This is a genomic window from Mycetocola sp. (assembly GCF_046716805.1).
Lineage (GTDB): Bacteria > Actinomycetota > Actinomycetes > Actinomycetales > Microbacteriaceae > Mycetocola_A.
The window spans coordinates 1-18,507 of sequence record NZ_JBKJWH010000015.1 but is presented as its reverse complement, the minus strand read 5'-3'; the positions used below and the strand labels follow the sequence as shown (position 1 = coordinate 18,507).

Here is an 18,507-nt window from a genome sequence, read left to right as displayed (position 1 = left end):
TGGCCGTGGACGAACTCCGCTGTCATCAACGGTTGCGCAAACGGCCGAGCAGCGCCTTCGAACACCGGCACGGTGTCGAGTCCCAGATAGTCGAGTACCGTCACGGTGTTCCGCGCGCCGGTGCCGACGGGCACGTTGCCGTGCGTGACGGTGCACGTGACGAAATCGGCGCCGTTGCCCGCCCCATAAAGTATCGCCAGTGTGTCATCGATACCGGTATCGCAGTCAAGAATGATGGGTACGGTCATGCCGCACTTCCCTTCGAAAGAACGCTGATCGCGTTGATTGTCATGTCCCACAACAACTGCTTGTCGAGCGTTGTGGCGACCTGTGTGTTGTGCTCTTGATCAAGCAGATTGTCAAAGTCGGTCACCGTCATCCCTGTGGTCCACCTGCCGGTCAGTTCGACTCCGACGAATGCGTCCCGGGTGGCGAACACGGCCGGGTTGACGAGCTTTGCGACACAGCACAGGTCGTGAACCGGTGGCGCGTCGAAACCCTGAACATCTTTGTACGTTGTGCCGAAGAATGTGAGGATCTCCACGACGAATTCTGACAGCGGCGAATCGATGGCAGCGATCCGCGCGACGATGTCGGCGTCCGCGGTCGCCTGGTGTGTCTGGTCGAGCCCGACCATGGTGACGGGCCACGCGCCCGCGAAGACGGCCTGGGCCGCCTCGGGATCGGCGAGGATGTTGAACTCGGCCGACGGAGTGCTGTTTCCTCTCGTGTACGAGCCGCCCATGAGGATGACACGCTTCACCCGTTCGACAATGCGCGGCTCGACTTTCATCGCGAGGGCGACATTGGTCAGCGGGCCGGTCGGAACGAGGTTGATGGTGCCCGGCTCATTCTCCATGACCAGGTCGATGATGAGGTCGACAGCGCGCCGGGGGTCGAGCTCGATCTGCGGTTCCGGAAGAACGGGGCCGTCGAGCCCAGATTCTCCGTGGATGTCCGGAGCGACGATCTGGGGCCGGACGAGCGGAACACCCGCACCCTGAGCCACCGGCACGTCGGTGATACCGGCAATCGCACAAACGGACAGCGCGTTTCGCGTGACCTTTTCGATCGTCTGGTTGCCGGCTACCGTGGTGATCGCCATCAGGTCGATGTTCGGGTTGCCCGCCGCCAGGATGATCGCGAGTGCGTCATCGTGCCCGGGGTCACAATCGATGATCATGCGTTCAACCATGGTTGTCCTCCTCATTGTGGATGCTTCTTATTCGCGCGACCTGCGCAGCGCCAGATCATGGTCGATCCGGGAGGATGCCGTCTGCCGTCCCCTCTTGAAGAGGCGGGCGGCATCCGGAATCCGGTCAGACCGGGGCGGTACTGAGTTCGCCGCCAGGCGTACTCGCCCTGCCTGACCGACGCGCACTCCACAGCTTGCGGAACCGCATGCCGGCGAAGACGAGTGCGATAATCGTGATGACGTAAGGCATCATGAGGGTGAGATTCGAGTTCATTCCTGCGATCCCCAGCAGGTCAGCGACCGCCTCAGCCGCCCCGAAGATCAGGGCGGCGACCATCGTGCGCACCGGGCGGGCCAGTCCGAACGTCAGGGCCGCCACCGCGATGAAGCCTCGGCCGGATGTCATTCCGTTCGTGAAGCTGCCGAGAGTCGCCATGGCAAGCTGTGCGCCGGCCGCACCACAGAGTGCGCCGGAGATCAGGACGCTCAGGAACTTGATCCTGGTCACGCTGATCCCGGCGGCAGCCGCGGCTTCCTCGTCCTCTCCGACGGCACGAAGGTGAACCCCGTATGTGGTGCGGTAGAGGACAAACGCGGCCGCTGGGACGCTCAGGAGAGCAAGCCAGACGAGTGCGGTCTGGTCGTTCAACGCGACGCCCAGGATCGGGATGTCGGCGAAGGGTCCGATCGAGATGCGCGGAAGAGTGATCGACGCGCTCGGTGGAGTCACACCCGGGTTGCCGTAGATGATGTGCAGCAGGAACACGGTGACGCCCACCGCGAGCAAGTTGATACCGATCCCGACAACGATGAAGTCCGCCTTGAAGATCAAAGTCGCCACAGCGAAAATCACCGCGAAGAGCAGACCTGCGCCGACCGCCGCGAGAACGCCGACCAGGGCGTTCCCGGTCGTCGAACCGACCGCGATCGCGGTGAAGGCTCCTGCGAGCATCATCCCTTCGAGCCCGATATTGAGAATGTTGCCCTGCTGGGTGAAGGCGCCGCCGATCGCGGCGAGCAGGATCGGCGCGACTTTCATGAGAATCACTGCAAGCGTTGCCGCTGTGAATATCTGTTCGATGACATTCATGACTGGTGAACTCCCGAATCGGTGGATGTGAGGGTTGGGGCCGCAGCCACTCCGGCGGCAGCGGTGCCGACAGGGACGTCGGCAGGGCGCGTAGCACGGAGCACGGGTGTGCCGTTCGCGCCGCGGCGGCCCTTGAACAACTGAACGAGCTTGTCCCGGGTGCGGCGATCGATCACGATGACTGCGGTGATCATCAGGATGATGAGACCCTGCAGCACAGTGACGATGGGGAACGGCACGTCCGTGTTGATCTGCATGCCGTTCGAGCCGGACATCATATTGGCGTAGAACAGGACGGCAGCGAACGAAGCCCACGGGTTGAGTCGGGCGAGAAGCGCAACGGTGATCCCGAGGAAGCCGTAGCCCGGTGAGAAGTCCTGGAGGAACCGGCCGCCGCTCGATCCGAGCACGAAGATCGCACCCGCCAGACCGGCAACGGCACCGGAAAGCGACATGACCTGGATGCTCATGGCTTTCGTGTTGACGCCGGTGTATTCAGCGAAGCGGTTCATTTCACCCAGCTGGCGAACTTTCAGTCCCCATACGGTGCGAGTCAGGATAAGGGCGAGGATCACAGCGATCGCGATCGCCAGGACGAGGTCGAGCCCGATCCCATACTTCGCGTTGAAGATCGGGAAAAGTGCACTGGTGGCGATCTTTTCGGAGGCGACGAGCCCTGCGCTCGGGTCCCGGAACGGACCCGTCACGAGATACGCGGTGAGAAGGGTTGCGATGGAACTCATCATGAGAGTGGTCACGATGATGTCGACGCGCCAGAACGCAAGCAGCACGCCGGGAATCATTCCCCAGATCATTCCACCGAGAAGACCGAACATGAGCACGACAACGGCCAGGATCGGGCCAGGAAGGTCCACGAAGGTGAACCCTGCCCATGCGGCAGTGAAAGCACCGAGGAACAGCTGTCCCTCGCCACCGATGTTGAAGAAGCCCGCGCGGAATGAAATGATGACGCCCGCTGAGAGGATCAACAGTGGAATCGCCTGCGCAATCAGGCCAGAAATTCCGAACGGCGTGTGGAAACTGGAGAAGAACAATTCCTCGTAGGCACGCATCGGGTTTTCTCCGATCGCCAGGATGACGACGGCTCCGATGATGAGCGACAGGACGATGGCCACGATCGGCTGGATGCTGCCCTGCGCGACACGACGGGCCTTGGCACGGATTCGAGCCGCTGCTTCGAGCCGGCTCGACGCGCCGTCACCGCTGCGGTTCGCTACTCGTTTCTGTCTCGCCACCAGTGATTCTTCACGATCTCGGGACCGTTCACCGTCGTGGTTCGATTGGTCGGCGCCCGGCGTTGCCTCACGCACCGCCTCGGACAGAGCCGCGGCGCTGGCTGGATCCTCGCCAGCCCTCGACGCTGCATTGCTGTCCGACTGGGCGGCGAGGCTCAAGAGAACCTGTGTGTGCTCGGCCTCGGCCTCGGCGATCGCCTCGGTGCTGGGTGCGGCGCCGCCCATAGCGAGGCCGATGGCGGCTTCGCTCATGCTGTCCTGGGTGAACTCGGCGACGATTTTGCCGCGGAACATCACCAGGAGGCGATCAGACAAGGACATGATCTCGTTGAGGTCCGCGGAGAACAGAAGCACGGCCGCGCCCTTGTCCCGCTGGCCGACGAGGGCTCTATGGACGAACTCCATAGCCCCGACGTCGACACCACGCGTCGGCTGCGAGACCATGAGCAAGTCGGGCTCGGTCGCGAATTCGCGAGCGATGATGACCTTTTGCATGTTTCCGCCGGAGAGCGTACCGATTGGGGTGGTTGGGAGCGCGCCCCGAACGTCGAACGTTCTGATCAAACGCCGCGCGAATGAGTGCATAGCTGCCGTATTGATCCACCCGAACCGTGCGATCGGACGCTCGAGGTGGGTCGGTATGACGTTCTCGGCAACGGAGAGGCCGGGGCCTGCGCCCTCCTCGTGACGATCCTCTGGGATGTAAGCGAGACCACCATGGCGACGCTCGGCGACGGAGGCAGTCGTCACGTCGCGACCGGACAAGACGATTCGACCGCCGGTGACCTGCTCCATTCCTGCGATAGCTGCCGCAAGCTCAGCCTGGCCGTTACCCTCCACACCCGCGATCCCGACGATTTCCCCTGACCGGACGGTGAGGGAAAGGTCGTCAACGACGCGGACGCCACGATCGTCGACGATGCGAAGGCTATTGACGGCAAGCACCTCGTGCGCCGGCTGGGACTTGGTGTGCGTGATGCGGAGGAGGACTTCCCGACCGACCATCATCTGTGCGATGTCAGATTGGGAGAGGCCTGCGGCCGGCAATGTCGTGATTGATTTTCCGTCGCGGATGACGGTGATTTCGTCAGCGATCTCGAGAACCTCGCCGAGTTTGTGCGAGATGAAGAGAACGGCGCAACCCTTGGCCGCCAGCGCCCGGACCACGACGAAGAGGTCGTCGATCTCGCCAGGGGTCAACACCGCGGTGGGTTCGTCAAGGATCAGGAGCCGGGTGTCATGGCTGAGAGCCTTCAGAAGCTCAACGCGCTGGCGGACGCCGACTGAGAGGGATGAGACTTTGGCCGTTGGATCGATCGCAAGGCCGAACCGTGCCGACAGGGCGGCGACCTCCCGCTCCATTCGTTTAGGGTCGAGAGCTCCCAGCGGGGTTCGCAGTTCGCGCCCGAGGTACACGTTCGCTGCCACCGTCAGGCTCGGCACCAGTTTGAAGTGCTGGTGCACCATGCCGATTCCCAGGGCGGAGGCCTTCTTCGGGTTCGTGATTTCAACGGGTGCGCCGTCGAACAGAATGGTGCCCGAATCCGGCTGCGCCGTCCCGGCGATCATCGTCATGAGGGTCGTCTTGCCTGCGCCGTTCTCGCCGACAAGTGCGTGGATTCGGCCCGGGAGGACCTCCAGTGAGATTCGGTCGTTCGCGACCTTCGGTCCGAAGGCTTTGGTGATCTCACGAAGTTCCAGAAGTGGCAGTGCCATCAATACTCTTTCCTCGGTGGACGCGTCGATGCGTCAAGTTGGAAGCCGCGCAGAGGGTCGTGCTGCCCGCCAGTCGGTCAAGTGGCGAGCAGCACGGAGTCCTCCGCAGGCTGATCACATCGTGGTTGGGACTTTGATTTCGCCGTCGATGACCTTCTGGGCGTAGGCCTTCACCGAATCCTGGATGTCCTGGGGAACGATGTTCCCGTTGTCCTCGAACACCAGGCTCACACCGTTGTTGGCGAGCCCGTACTCGGTCGTCTCGCCGTACTTGAGTGTGCCGGCCTCCGAGGCCTTGACCGCCGTGTACAAGGACTCGCCGATGTTCTTGAGCATCGACGCGAGGATGTGTCCTTCCTGAATCGCATTCTGATTGGCGTCAACACCGATCGCGTAGCGGTTGTGATCCTTGGCTGCCTTGAAGACGCCCTGGCCGGCACCACCGGCGACCTGGAACACCACATCGGCACCCTGCTTGTACATTGCCGTCGCCTGGTCGAAACCTTTGTTAGCATCCGCGAAGTCGCCAACGTAGGAAACGAGTACCTCGATTGACGGGTCGACTGCCTCGACTCCCTTTTCGAAGCCGACGACGAAGTCGTTGATGATCGGAATGTCCATGCCGCCAACGAGACCCAGCTTCTTGCTACCGGTTGCGAGCGGGAATTTGTCGGTGTTCAAGGTGACCTCGGCTGCAAGGACTCCGGCGAGGTACGAGCCCTCGTTCTGCTTGTAGATGATCGAGGCGACGTTGGGCTGCTCGACGACGTCGTCGTAGGTGATGAACTTCTGGTCAGGGTACTTGGGTGCGGCCTGGTCGAGGATGTCGTGCATCTGGCTTGTGCCGGTGATGACGACATCCCAGTCTCCGCCCGAAACAGATTCCAAATTGGTCTTCCACTGGGCGGGGCTGGAGACCTCGCCCTGGATGTTCTGGATCTTGGCGCCGTCGGCCTTGATCTTTTCCATGCCAGGAGCCGCGGCGTCGAAGAGTGCCTGGTCGCGCAGAGGTCCGTTGATGACGTTTACCGCCGACAGTTCTCCGGAGGCTGCGGCGCCGCTGTCGGCTTCGCTCCCGGAGTCGGACGAGCAGCCGGAAAGTGCCAATGCCGCCGCTGCCACGATGGCAATGCTGGCGATCGAACGCTTGTTCATGTGTGTGCTCCCTTGCACGTTGGTACCGCTGAAGAGGTGGATCGGTTCAGAACTAAGGACGGTTGCAGGATTCAGGGGCCGGGCGGGTGCCCGGTCAGGGGTTCAGCGCGGCGACGACGTCTTCATGACGTGGCATGCCGGTTGTGGCGCCGAGCGTGGTGACAGACAACGAAGCCGCGTGCACAGCCCAACGCGCAGCTGAGGCGATGGTCTCCCCTCGGCTCAGCGCTTCCGCGAGAGCACCGATGAACGTGTCGCCGGCGCCGGTGGTGTCGACGACCTGAACGGAAGGGGGTGCCACGTGGATCACAGTCAGTGAGTCCCAGACGAGCGCGCCACGTCCGCCCAGGGTGATCACCACGAACTTCGGCAGGTCGAGCTGGCGGAGATCCCGCGCCAATTCTGGAAGCTGTGGAGGAAGCTCCCGGCCGGTCACGATTTCGTACTCGACCTGGTTGACGACCAAAACATCGACCCGGCGAAGCAACGCAGAGGGAAGTGGCTGGGCCGGGGCAGGGTTGAGGACGAACATTCCCGGTGTCAGGAGTGCCGCCTCGATGACGGTCGCGATGGGTATCTCGAGTTGGGCAACGACGATGGCCGCGCCGGAGAGCAGGTCCCTGGACTTTGCTATCTGGCTGGAGCCGACTCGGGCATTTGCACCCGCGACCACGACGATCGAATTCTCACCCGAGTCATCGACGACGACCAGTGCGCGTCCCGTAGCAATCGATTTCTCGCTTCCGAGGCCCCGGATGTCGACGCCTTCTTCGGACAGCGCCTTTCTCACCATGTCGGCCTCAGGGTCGTCCCCGACCATCCCGACGAACGCGACTCGACCGCCCAGCCGAGCCGCTGCGATCGCTTGATTGCTGCCTTTGCCGCCCACGAACTCGGCGTAGTCCAGAGCATGCACCGTTTCGCCTGGCGCAGGGCGCGAAGCCACCGTAGCGACGAGGTCGACGTTTGCGCTTCCCACGACGACAATCCCTGCTTGCTCATTCGGCACCATTGCCACGTCCGCCATTTCGCTTTCGAAGATGTTTTGAGAAATCGTTGTCTCAACTTGTCGAAACACTATTCGACGAGCCGACCCGTGTCAAATGTTGCCTTGATGTGTCGCGAGTCCTTCGCAGGGTGGCTTCACTTCGGAAGCCTTCGGCCCGCTACGAGGAACGCTTCGCGAGGGCCAACGCGATGCGACCGCCCAGAGCAACGTTGTTGCGGTATACCTCCACGTTCACTTCGAGACTTTCACCGTTCGTCGCCTTCTGGATGTAATCGAGGAGGAATGGCGTCGTGTCATGCCCCTTTATTCCAGCGCCTCCCGCCGCGGAATGGGCCGCAGCGAGGACTCGTTCGAGCGTTTCGGGTGCCAACTGCTTGGAAGCCGGGACCGGGTTGGCCACCAGAAGCGTCGAGGTGATGTGAAGGGCGTCGCGACTCCAGGCGATCTCGGCAACCTCTTCAGGGGTATCGACCGAGTAGTCGATATCGAACCCAGAGTCGGAGATATAGAAGCCCGGGTAGTCAGTGGTGCCATAACCGATGACGGGGATGTTGAGCGTCTCCAAGCGTTCGAGGGTGAGGCCGATGTCCAGGATCGACTTGACACCCGCGCTTACCACCACGAGGGGCACCTGCGCGAGGGCGCTGAGATCGGCCGACTCGTCAAAGGTCTTGTCCGCGCCCCGATGCACGCCACCGAGACCGCCGGTGGAGAAAACCTTGATGCCGGCAGCGTGTGCGGCAAACGCTGTCGCGGCGACGGTGGTGCCGGCATGGAGCTTCTTCGCCGACGCGATGGGAAGGTCGCGGGTGCTCGCTTTGATGACAGGCTCTGAACCATCCGACAGCCGTTTGATCTCAGCCGAGGAGAGGCCGACAACGACCTCGCCGCTCACTACGCCGATGGTGGCCGGGACGACGCCGATTTCGCGCAGTGAGGCCTCGGCCTCGAGAGCGACTTCTGCGTTGCGGGGCCGCGGCAGGCCGTGGGTGAAGATTGTTGACTCGAGCGCCAGCACAGCCTTGCCGGCGGCAACGGCAGCCTGAACATCCTCGGAAACGCGGAAATACTTTTTCATGGGGTCCAATCCGTATTGGTGATGTGTTCCGACAGTACGAGCGTATTCAGCGGTGATCAATGACTAATCCCCCGCTATTGATAGCTTCAAATTATTTATCGAGCCGGCGAATCACACGAGACCCTCGGCAACCGGATGTTCAGGTCAGCAACTCGGAGCCATACTGGCGCCGGGGCGATGAAGGACTGCGGCCGCGAGAGCGTGGCCGCCCTCGCACGCCAGGGTCAGGTCTCCGTTCCGGAGGAAGGTCGACAGGAACCCGGCAGCGAAGGCATCGCCTGCTCCTGTTGAATCCCGGATGTCTGGAACGGCCGGGACCGGGACGCTGATGTCGAGACCATCCGACCGACGTAGTCGAGTCGCCTCAGCACCGTTCTTCAGGACGACCGTTGTGGACGGCATTGCGTCGAGACGGTTCACGGCGTGGCTTCCGCTGAGGCCGAGTACGTGCGCTTCGTCCTTGTTCGCGATCAGGAATTCAGGCTTCAGTTCCGAGATCAGGCCGAGGAATCGGTCGGCCCCGAACGTCGTAAGCATGCCGGCCGACGACGCGTCGATCGAGAGCGGGATGCCCAGCTTTGCGGCACGGTGAATGGTGCTCACTACTTCATGCCGAAGATCGTCGCCCTGGAAGGCGTATGCCGGGACGTGCAGCAGGTCGAGCCCGCGCAGGTCCGACTGAGCGACTGCACGGAGCAGTAACGAGGCGCCCCGGTCGGGAAGCATCGTCCTCTCCCCGTTCTCATCGATCAGCAGGACGATTGTCCCCGTCGTTCCCCGACGCTGCACGACGACTTCCGCGCCCAGCTCCACGAGGTTTTGAACGACGAAGTCCCCGGCGGGATCGTCTCCCACGCAACCGAAGAATCGGGTCGGGAAGCGCTCCGCCGCGAACGCGGCCACGTTGGCGGCGCTGCCGCCCCGCGTCCTGAACACCTGGGCTCCGCCACAGTCCGTTCCATACCGGATGGGCTCGTCTACCCACACCACGATATCTTCAACAAGGTCCCCGAGAACTCCAAGCATCATTGCTCCTTCTGCGCGTACGCGTATCTCTCAAAATTTAGGCGGCATCCGCTCGCGGGTATAGCTCATAATCGTGTTCTTTGATAACTTCGGCTAATGAATGTGACGTTGCGCCAGATCGAGGTCTTCGTCGTCGTCGCTCGTGAGCTCCACTTCGGCAACGCCGCTCGAAAGCTGAATGTCACCCAGGCGACGGCGAGCCAGGAGGTCAAACGCCTCGAACTGACTCTGGGTCTGAGATTGTTGCAAAGATCCACGCGGTCGGTTTCGCTCACCCCGGCGGGTCACGTGATCCTGAAGGAAAGCGAAGAAGTGCTCTCAGCCGCATCCCAGCTGGTCGACCGGGCCACCCTTTTCCGGGACGAAAACCTTCGGCAGCTGCGAGTAGCCGCATCACCAAGCGTCGTCAACCGCCTCCTGCCGGACGCGATCAGCTCGGCCGAGACGCAGATTCCGGGCGTCCACATCGAGGAGATCGCAGTCGACAGCGGTGACGTGACGTCAACGGTGACGCTGCGTGGTGCTGACATCGGCATTGGTCGGTTTCTTTCGACACCGATCGGTTTCACGCATGAACTCCTCGGGCATGAGGAGCTCATTGTCGTCTTGAGCACTGAACACCATCTCGCATCAGGCCAGGCTGTAACTCTTCCGGACCTTGGCGAACTTCCGTTACTGATGTGGCCGAGGGAGCAGGCGCCCCGATACTACGACGCTGTCCTGGAGATCTGTCGGTCCCAGGATTACAGCCCGCTCATCCTGGTCAGCCCGCCGCGCATTGTCGGGTCACGCCTCTACTTGATCGCCGAGTCTCGTGCCTTCTCCCTCGTTCCGAAGTCCATCGAGGCTTTTCTCCCCACCGGCGTGACAAGCGTTGCCCTTCAGGACCGGGCCACGTTGCCTCTCGAGATGATCTACCGCTCAAACGATCCGAGGGAAAGTGCGACAGCATTTGTGAGCGTGATCCGGACGGTAGCCAAACGCCTGCTGGCGTCTGCCTAACCGGAGCCCACAACGTCGACCGTCCCGAGACCGCCCGAAGAATATCACGCTCATCATCGATGGATAGGAAGCTGATTTTATGAAGAAGAAATCCCACCCTCCGATCTGGATCAAAGTATGCGGCCTGTCGACTCAGTCTGATGTCGCAGCGGCAGTGGATGCCGGCGCAGACGCCATCGGGTTCGTGTTTGCGCCCGGAAGTCCGCGAACGGTCACTCCGCAGACCGCCCTTTCGGCTTCTCTCGAGGTGCCGCCAGAGGTCGAGAAAATCGGGGTTTTTCGTAACCAGTCCCTGTCCGACGTTGTGTCGATGTCAACGGATGCGGGCATCCGTTGTCTGCAATTGCACGGAAACGAAACTCCTCACTTCTTCGCTGAGGCCCGCAAGCGCGGGTTTGATGTGATCCGCGCCGTAAGTGCCGAAAGCCAGGCGCACGAGACGGCGTCAGAACGCGCTCAATTCCAGCCCGCACGGCTCCTCCTGGACGCTGCGACTCCCGGAGGAGGCGCCCCGTTCGACCCCGCACTCGACGTTGAGCGCTGGGACAACGGCGACTGGATACTTGCCGGCGGCTTGACTGCGCGGAATGTGCGTACTCTGATCGACCGCCTCAGACCATCGGGCGTGGACGTTTCCAGCGGTGTTGAACGGAGTCGAGGAATAAAAGACCCGGCCCTGATCCGAGAATTCGTCGACGCAGTTCGCCACGGGTGACGCTGGCGACGCTTGTGGACCATCGGTCGGCCAGCAGGGCTGATGTGCGAGATGATAGCCGGTACGTATTCACAAGGGAGCTACCCGCATGGGCAGAAGAGTGACGGTCAAGGATGTTGCCGCTGCTGCGAACGTCTCCCCTTCGACAGCGTCGAGAGTCCTCTCAGGGCAAGGCGACGTCGACCCTGAGATGGCCCGCCGCGTGACCGAGGCAAGCTCACGCCTCCGATATTCTGCAAACGTTATGGCTCGGGCGCTCCGTACCCGCCAGAGCGACACCATCGGCGTCATCGTGCCCGCGATCAACAACCCGTACTTCGTTGGTGTCGTCGAAGCGCTTGAACAGGCCCTGGCGAAGACGGGACGTTCACTGATTCTGTGCGATGCTCGCGATGACGTCGACACGGAGGCCCGTCGAATCGATCTCCTTCAGAATCGGATGGTCGACGGGCTTGTGATCATTCCGGTCTCCGAGCAAGGCTCGGCGCCCGCGATCAGCGCCGCGGCACTCGACCTCCCCGTTGTCCAACTGGACCGTATCTCCGAGGCCGGAGGAACTGACTTTGTAGGCAGCGACGACTTCGAGGGTGTGCGCCTGTCCATCGAGCATCTCAAGTCACATGGTGCGAACACATTCGCTTACATCGGAGCACTGTCCACAACCAGCACGGCGAAGAACCGGTTGCGTGCCTTCCATGACCAGACGAATGGTCATCCGAGCTCGCCTGAGTGGATACTCCTCGGAGATTTCAGCACTGATTGGGGACGCACCGCAACGGCGAGACTGCTTGCGAGCGGTCCGATGCCGGATGCAATCGTGTGCGGCGCCGACGTCATCGCCCTCGGCGTCCTCACCTCGCTGCGCCTTGCGAAGATCGACGTTCCCTCACAGATCAAGGTCATCAGCCATGACAACCTTTCGATTTCGACGATGGTCTCGCCGCAACTCACGTCGATTCGTCAACCGCTCGATGTGATGGCGGAAGAAGTTGTCTATCTGCTCGACGCACGCGCGAAGGATTTTGAACGCCCCACCCGTAAGAGTGTGTTCACGCCCGACCTCGTTGTCAGAGAATCCACGCTCGACCCGGAATCTTACTGAGACAAGTCTTTCCGGGCTGTCATCGGCGCGGCGTCAGGCGGGACTCCCCCAACCTCTGCGGCCGAGGCTGGCGGTGCCGTCAGTCGCCTCTGCAGGGCACTGGTTGAGGTGTGCTCATGATGCAAGATTCTCACAGGCGGCGTTCTACCGGGCGCGCAGAGCCGCGAGCTGGTATCTCTCCTGTCGGATTCGGACATGCAGCCATGCGCTGACGTTTTGGACACCTTCGATACGCCGTAATTCCTCGACGACGGTGTTGAAATCTTGAAGTGATGTAAAAGGAACGGTGGAAACCAGGTCGAAGCGCCCAACTGTCCTTGCCATGAATTCCAACCCCCGGCGGTCGCCGATCTTTCCGATCGCCACAGCCTCGTCACCGTCGAGATTCACTCCGAGTCCGAAGACGAGATTGCCCGTCGAATCGGATCGTTGCCCAAGGGCACCGATCCGCATGACCCCGGACTCGAGCATCCGTCGAACCCGGGCGCGTACCGCAGTGATCGACAACTCCGTCTTTTCGGCCAGCGAGCCATACGTAGCGCGACCGTCGTTCTGCAGCAACTCGATGATCGTCGAATCAGCTGGGTCAAGGTCGGCCTGTGGGCCCTCGGGCTCGGCCCCCAGGAAGAAGCTGTTGAATACGTGTTCGTAGATCATGTACTGCACGTCTACCACGCCCGGTAGCGACCTGATGTCTCGAAGCACATCCTGCAGTTCACTCAGACTTCGCGTGTGAACCTCGACAACCAACTGCTCTGCTCCAATCGTCTCCGAGATGAAGACAGCCGGCGTGCGCTCAGAGTAGCGGCCATCGGGAACTGCCGCACCCGAAGGACCGGCCCACGGTCGGTGCTGGACCGTCATCCGGTGCTGACCGGACCGACTGCGGCGACCTCGCGGCTCCTGACGAAGCAGGCGTCGTGAGCGAGCAAGCTCTCGCGTGTGGTTCCACACAGCCTCGTCGCCTAACCTCGAACGAAGGACCACCACCGCCGCGTACAAAACCTCACCGGATTGACCCTCAAAAGAGGCACGCACCCCACTACGCGAGCACTTGAGGTGAGACTCGTCGCCCCCTTCCCTGGCCACTTCCTTGGTGCGACAATGAGCACCAGTGTCAGGTTGGACGGCCCGGTCGCGGGCTGACGGAGGTGCCTTCGCTGAGTCGAGGCGGACGGGTTGGCGCGTCATGCACCAGGGGAAAGTGCTCGTTTACGGGGCGACCGGGGCCCAAGGGAGCCCGGTGGTCGAGCAATTGCTCGATGCTGGCCGCTCCGTACGCGCCCTGACGCGCGACGCAGGACGGGCCCAGCACTGGGCGGCCCGGGGGGCGGAGGTCGCAGTCGCCGACCTCGGGCGGCCAGAGACGCTCGAGGCGGCGAACGAAGGCGTGGACCTGGTCGTGCTGCAACTCCCACTGCAGTACGACTTCGCGCTGCACGAGGCGTACGGGCGGAACGCAGTTGACGCGGCGCGTGCCGCCGGCGTCGAGTTCATGGTCTTCAACACGAGCGCCCACGTCTTTCCAGACACAGACGTGCACGCTTACCAGGCTCGTCAGGACGTAGTGGACTACCTGCAAGCCAGTGGTGTTGCGAGCATTGTGCTGAGACCCACTTTCTACATGGAGATCTTCCTCGGGCCGTGGATCAGGCCCGGCATCGTCGAGAACGGTGTCGTCGCCTTCCCGTTGCCGGCCGACTTTCCGATGTCATGGGTCTCCGCGTGGGAAACGGCGGCGTATGCGGTGGCCGCCCTCGACCGCCCGGACCTGGCTGGCAGGACCTTTGACATCGGCGGACCGCAGGCCCTGACTGGCGACGAGATCGCACGTCAATTCTCCGAGATACTCCAGACGAGCGTCTCCTACGTGCCGATTGCACCCGACGACTACGAGCGTGCCCTCGCCCCCGTATTCGGGCCTACGGTGGCGTTCGAGGTCGCATCCCAGGTACGGTACATCATCGGCAGAGGTGACGGTTCGGTCGACATGAGGGAAATCGCGGCGGAGTTCTCCGTCGAACCCGCGACCCTGCAGCACTGGCTTCGGATCCACGATTGGCGAAGAGGGTCCGCTGGTCCCTAATCTCGACCTCGAGGCTGAGCGTAAGAGCCTCGACCACGTCATCGAGCGAGTTGCTCGCCTTCGTCGACGCTCGCGGCGCGTCCCTAATGTCGGCATCTCGCATCGATCGCTGGGATGCTTCATGTCTTGACGTAAGGACTTATAGCCGCTCAGTGGTTCATTCTGGCCGCTTTCGACCCCGCGAGCGGGCGGCCAGCATGCGCGGTTGGGGTATTCGTCGGGGTCAGGCGATAAAGAAAGCCCCGGCGAGCACCGCGCCGCATCTGCGATTCAGTGTCTCACCGGGGCTTTTACCGGTCGGGCTGACAGGATTTGAACCTGCGACCCCTTTGAGGTTCAGAGCGATTACTGGATCATCATCTAAGGTCACCGGAACTCGCGGGTTCCCTTGTGTTTACAGGGAACCGGGCGGTTCGCTGCCTCCGATTGTACGCGGACCAATCCGGTCGGTCACGGTTGAATATGATGACTAAACGATGACTCGGTGTTGGTGCAGAGAGCTGACTTCTTTACGACGTCATCCACGCATCTCTGACGTGTCGGCGGCGCTTGAATTGTGAACGGTTCGGCGCTCGAAAAGCGAACGGTTGCGGGCAGTCTAGCTAGGTCAGGTCATGGAACGAGAACCCGAAGCCCTTCATGCAAACCAAGACCGCTGACCAGATCCTCGAATTCTCTCGGAAGACTATTGCAACGAACTAACGGCGCGGCGACACTAGACGGAGTTCGTCACAGCTAACCCCAGGGATGCGACGGTTCGGGTTCACGGCCGTTCATGCTCGCCAGCATGGTGCGGTTGCGCGCGCCCGCCTTGCGCAGAACCGACCCCACATGCTTCTCCACCGTCTTCACGGAGATTCCGAGTTCACTGGCGATCTGCTTGTCTGCCATGCCGCGGATAACCATTGCGCGCACCTCCTTTTCGCGCGGCGTGAAATTACCGGTTTCCGCATCGTGAAGGGAGGAGACACCGAGGAGGCGGTCGAAGATGTCCCCCTCGAAGAGCGCCTTGCCTTGGCCAGCGGCCACGAGAACGCGGGCGATCGTGTCCCCGCTGGCACGCCAGTTGATGAACCCCCGCACGCACGCCTGCCTCGCCGTGCGCACCTCCTCCACGGTGGGGTTGTCCGTCAAGACCACGATCGCGGCGCCGGGGTCCAGCGCGCGGATTTTGGTGAGGACCCCTGTGGTGTCCTGATGGACCATGTCCAGATCTACCAAAATCACGTCTGGGCGCAGCAACTCGTACGCGTCAAACAGCTGTTCCGCGGAGCTGACTTCGGCGGTTACCTGGATCGCCGGCTCGGCAACACTGAGCAGCCGGACGAGGCCGGCGCTGATGACCGGACTGTCGTTGGCGATCAGGATCTTCCATTGCGGCTGGCGCGCGATGTCCGGCACCGGGGCGCGGTCCGGCAGGGTGGCTCGCACCGTAGTGCCCCACCCGGGCGTGGTGTCGATGTGCAGCTCCCCCCCGAGGTGGGTGGCACGAGAGGTCATGCCGTGCAGCCCGAGGCACCCGGACAGCAGCGCGGCGTGGTCACCGTGCGCGGCTGCGAGATCGAATCCCTGACCGTTGTCCTCAACGACGACGACGAGTGAGCCACGGTCGTAGACCAGCCCAGCGCGCACCGTCGTCGCACGAGCGTGGGTCACCACGTTGCTGAGCGCCTCCTGTACGATCTTGAAAGCCTGGTGAGCGATCTCCGGCGCGAGCGGGCGTGCTTCCCCGATCACGGTCAGCTGGGTCGCGGCGCCGGACATCGCTTCAACCCAGGTCAGCTCGGAGGCAATCGCTTTATCCAGGGTCCGGCCGGAGAGCGCCGCCGGGTCCATGCCCAGCACCGTCCGGCGTGTCTCAGTGAGGGCATCGTGGGCGATGGTTCGGGCGTTGCTGATGTGCGGTGTAATCGCGTGCTGGCCGTTGTCGAGCAGGCTGGCTTTTTCGGCCTCATCGAGGCTGAGCAGCAGGGTGGCCAGGGACCGGCCCACGGTTTCATGCACGTCCCGCACGGCGCGTTCGCGTTCGGCGGCTACCGCCGCTTCGCGTTCGCGCACCGAGGCCTTCGCGTGCAAGTCGGAGTTGACCAGTGCGATGGCGGCATGGTTGGCAAAGAGCTGAGCCAGCCGCGCCTCCTCCGGTGTGAACAACCGGTCCTCATCCGGGCTGAAGACGATGAACACGCCGACGATCTGCTGGCCCCACTGGATGGGGACACCGATGACCGCGCAGTTCCAGCGCGGGTCATTACGCGGAATGTGACCGCGCTCGATGCTGCAGTACGCGTCCAGGATGACCGTGGACCGGCTGCGCACAACCTGGCCGGTCAACCCTTCGTTCAACGAGAATGTATGCCCTTCCTGACAACCGACACCGATGTCGACCTTCTTCATGTAGGTGCCGCTCGCCTCATTGACCAGGGCGATCGAACCCGACTCGCAGCCCAAAAGTGATGTTGCGTGGCAGAGGATCCGGCCCAGCAGCGGCTGCAGCTCGAACCGGCCAGCGAGGTCTCGCGCCAGCTCGGCGACGGAATCCAACTTGTGCTGCTCGCCGTCGACGTTCCGCGGGCTATGGATCAGGGTGCCGGATTCCGGCTCTGCTTCTTTCATTCCCGTCCTCCTTGACGAAACGCAGGCTGCAGGTCGTACGGCTATTGCGTTAACAATCCGTACCACCAGGACTGCCCGAGAAAGAACTCTTCACCCTGCAGGTTATCCCTCACATGGAGGTGGGGAAATCCTCATACCGCTGCGACCGCATTGGTGGTTTCGTGGAAGGGAAGGAATAATCAGCGCCCTGCGGAGCGCAAACCAGCGTCAGGCGGCAGCCAAAGTAGCACAGTGGAAGGAAGGACTCATGGTCCGCATCGGTATCCTGACCAGCGGCGGCGACTGCCCCGGACTCAACGCCGTCATCCGCGCGTGCGTCCTGCGCGGCATCCGCATCCATAGGGACGAATTTGTCGGCTTCACCGACGGCTGGCGCGGGGTGGTGGAGGGCAACACCATCAATTTGGACTGGATGAGCGTGCGGGGCATCGCGAACCTCGGCGGGACCATCCTTGGCACCTCGCGCACCAATCCTTTGGGCGAGGGCGGCGGCGGCGAGCGGATCCAGGCAACCCTGCGCTCCCTCGGCATAGAAGCACTGATTGTGATCGGCGGCGAAGGGACTTTAGCCGCCGCGAAAATCCTCAGCGACAGCGGCATCCCCATCGTGGGCGTACCCAAAACCGTGGACAACGACCTCTCGGCCACCGACTTCTCCTTCGGCTTCAACACCGCCGTGGAAATCGCCACGGAGGCGATCGACCGGCTCAAGACCACCGGGCAATCTCATCACCGCTGCATGATCGCCGAGGTGATGGGCCGCCATGCCGGCTGGATCGCGCTCTACGCCGGCATGGCAACCAGCGCGCACGCGATCCTGATCCCTGAGCAGAAAGCCAGCCTGGAAGAAATCTGCGAATGGGTGGAGGGTCCGTTCCGCCGTGGACGGACGCCGCTGGTGGTGGTCGCGGAAGGGTTTGTCTCGGCGGAGATGACCGAGCCGCATTCCGAACGCGGCCTGGACGCGTTCAACCGGCCACGGCTCGGCGGGATCGGGGAACGGCTTGCCCCCATCATCGAGGAGCGCACAGGCATCGAGACGCGGTCCACCACGCTGGGCCACATCCAGCGCGGCGGAGCCCCCAGCGCCTCCGACCGGGTGCTGGCCACCCGGTTGGGGCTCGCGGCCGTCGATGCCGTCCATGACCAGTCCTGGGGCCAAATGGTCGCCACCCACGGGGACAAGATCGTGAGGGTGAGCCTTGAAGAATCGGTGGGACGACTCAAAACCGTCCCACAATCTCGCTATGACGAGGCGACGTACCTATTCGGCTAGTTTCACTAGCCCATGCCGGGGCGGATGACCCGAATGTCGTGTCGGCCGCCGGTCTGGTCCCTGTGTCGATGCTGGCCCGGAAAACTGGACTCGGACAGCTGGCCAATGAGCGACTCACGGTCCCGGGTCATTACGGTGCGAACGCCGGGGTTGAACGTGACCGCTGTGGTCGCGGGGATGGTCGCCGG

General features: G+C 62.6%; 16 protein-coding genes. 5 read left to right on the top strand and 11 right to left on the bottom strand.

The features are described from left to right. The 8 genes from ACLQ62_RS01245 to ACLQ62_RS01210 all read right to left on the bottom strand — a co-directional run. A partial coding sequence (locus ACLQ62_RS01245) for a nucleoside hydrolase (protein WP_411719842.1) occupies positions 1-248 on the bottom strand: 248 nt, incomplete at its 3' end. Further along, complete coding sequence (locus tag ACLQ62_RS01240; protein WP_411719841.1) at positions 245-1,195, bottom strand: nucleoside hydrolase; 951 nt, start codon at positions 1,193-1,195, stop codon at positions 245-247. The genes ACLQ62_RS01240 and ACLQ62_RS01245, both read right to left, overlap by 4 nt. Positions 1,196-1,319: 124 nt before the next feature. Further along, positions 1,320-2,285: an ABC transporter permease gene (locus tag ACLQ62_RS01235; RefSeq protein WP_411719840.1), complete on the bottom strand. Its 966-nt coding sequence runs from the start codon at positions 2,283-2,285 to the stop codon at positions 1,320-1,322. Then, on the bottom strand, positions 2,282-5,257 hold the full coding sequence (locus ACLQ62_RS01230) for an ATP-binding cassette domain-containing protein (protein WP_411719839.1): 2,976 nt from the start codon (positions 5,255-5,257) through the stop codon (positions 2,282-2,284). The genes ACLQ62_RS01235 and ACLQ62_RS01230 overlap by 4 nt, the downstream gene beginning before the upstream one ends. A gap of 114 nt (positions 5,258-5,371) precedes the next feature. Beyond that, the gene (locus tag ACLQ62_RS01225; RefSeq protein WP_411719838.1) at positions 5,372-6,412 is read right to left on the bottom strand and encodes a BMP family lipoprotein; all 1,041 of its coding nucleotides are present in this window, start codon (positions 6,410-6,412) and stop codon (positions 5,372-5,374) included. 94 nt (positions 6,413-6,506) lie between these two features. Next, on the bottom strand, positions 6,507-7,391 hold the full coding sequence (locus ACLQ62_RS01220) for a ribokinase (protein WP_411719837.1): 885 nt from the start codon (positions 7,389-7,391) through the stop codon (positions 6,507-6,509). 187 nt (positions 7,392-7,578) lie between these two features. Next, entirely contained in the window at positions 7,579-8,499 is a 921-nt protein-coding gene (locus ACLQ62_RS01215) for a pseudouridine-5'-phosphate glycosidase (RefSeq protein ID WP_411719836.1), read from the bottom strand. Positions 8,500-8,643: 144 nt separating this feature from the next. Further along, complete coding sequence (locus ACLQ62_RS01210) at positions 8,644-9,528, bottom strand: carbohydrate kinase family protein (protein WP_411719835.1); 885 nt, start codon at positions 9,526-9,528, stop codon at positions 8,644-8,646. 93 nt (positions 9,529-9,621) lie between these two features. Here ACLQ62_RS01210 and ACLQ62_RS01205 point away from each other — a divergent pair, with 93 nt between their 5' ends. The 3 genes from ACLQ62_RS01205 (at position 9,622) to ACLQ62_RS01195 (ending at position 12,344) form a co-directional block, all read left to right on the top strand. Continuing rightward, the gene (locus ACLQ62_RS01205; protein WP_411719834.1) at positions 9,622-10,527 is read left to right on the top strand and encodes a LysR substrate-binding domain-containing protein; all 906 of its coding nucleotides are present in this window, start codon (positions 9,622-9,624) and stop codon (positions 10,525-10,527) included. Positions 10,528-10,606: 79 nt separating this feature from the next. Then, positions 10,607-11,242, top strand: a complete 636-nt coding sequence (locus ACLQ62_RS01200) for a phosphoribosylanthranilate isomerase (protein ID WP_411719833.1) — start codon at positions 10,607-10,609, stop codon at positions 11,240-11,242. 88 nt (positions 11,243-11,330) lie between these two features. Then, positions 11,331-12,344, top strand: coding sequence for a LacI family DNA-binding transcriptional regulator (locus ACLQ62_RS01195; protein WP_411719832.1), 1,014 nt, complete (start codon positions 11,331-11,333; stop codon positions 12,342-12,344). 144 nt (positions 12,345-12,488) lie between these two features. On the opposite strand, the gene ACLQ62_RS01190 is transcribed toward ACLQ62_RS01195, so the two are convergent. Beyond that, positions 12,489-13,208, bottom strand: coding sequence for an Lrp/AsnC family transcriptional regulator (locus tag ACLQ62_RS01190; protein WP_411719831.1), 720 nt, complete (start codon positions 13,206-13,208; stop codon positions 12,489-12,491). Between the two features lie 325 nt (positions 13,209-13,533). Here ACLQ62_RS01190 and ACLQ62_RS01185 point away from each other — a divergent pair, with 325 nt between their 5' ends. Beyond that, the gene (locus tag ACLQ62_RS01185; RefSeq protein ID WP_411719830.1) at positions 13,534-14,430 is read left to right on the top strand and encodes an SDR family oxidoreductase; all 897 of its coding nucleotides are present in this window, start codon (positions 13,534-13,536) and stop codon (positions 14,428-14,430) included. A 735-nt stretch (positions 14,431-15,165) separates the two neighbouring features. Here the strand turns inward: ACLQ62_RS01185 and ACLQ62_RS01180 are convergent. Then, positions 15,166-16,971, bottom strand: a complete 1,806-nt coding sequence (locus ACLQ62_RS01180) for a GAF domain-containing protein (protein ID WP_411719829.1) — start codon at positions 16,969-16,971, stop codon at positions 15,166-15,168. Between the two features lie 319 nt (positions 16,972-17,290). On the opposite strand from ACLQ62_RS01180, the gene ACLQ62_RS01175 reads away from it, so the two are divergent. Further along, positions 17,291-18,319, top strand: coding sequence for an ATP-dependent 6-phosphofructokinase (locus ACLQ62_RS01175; RefSeq protein ID WP_411719828.1), 1,029 nt, complete (start codon positions 17,291-17,293; stop codon positions 18,317-18,319). A gap of 5 nt (positions 18,320-18,324) precedes the next feature. Here the strand turns inward: ACLQ62_RS01175 and ACLQ62_RS01170 are convergent. After that, a partial coding sequence (locus ACLQ62_RS01170) for a hypothetical protein (RefSeq protein WP_411719827.1) occupies positions 18,325-18,507 on the bottom strand: 183 nt, incomplete at its 5' end.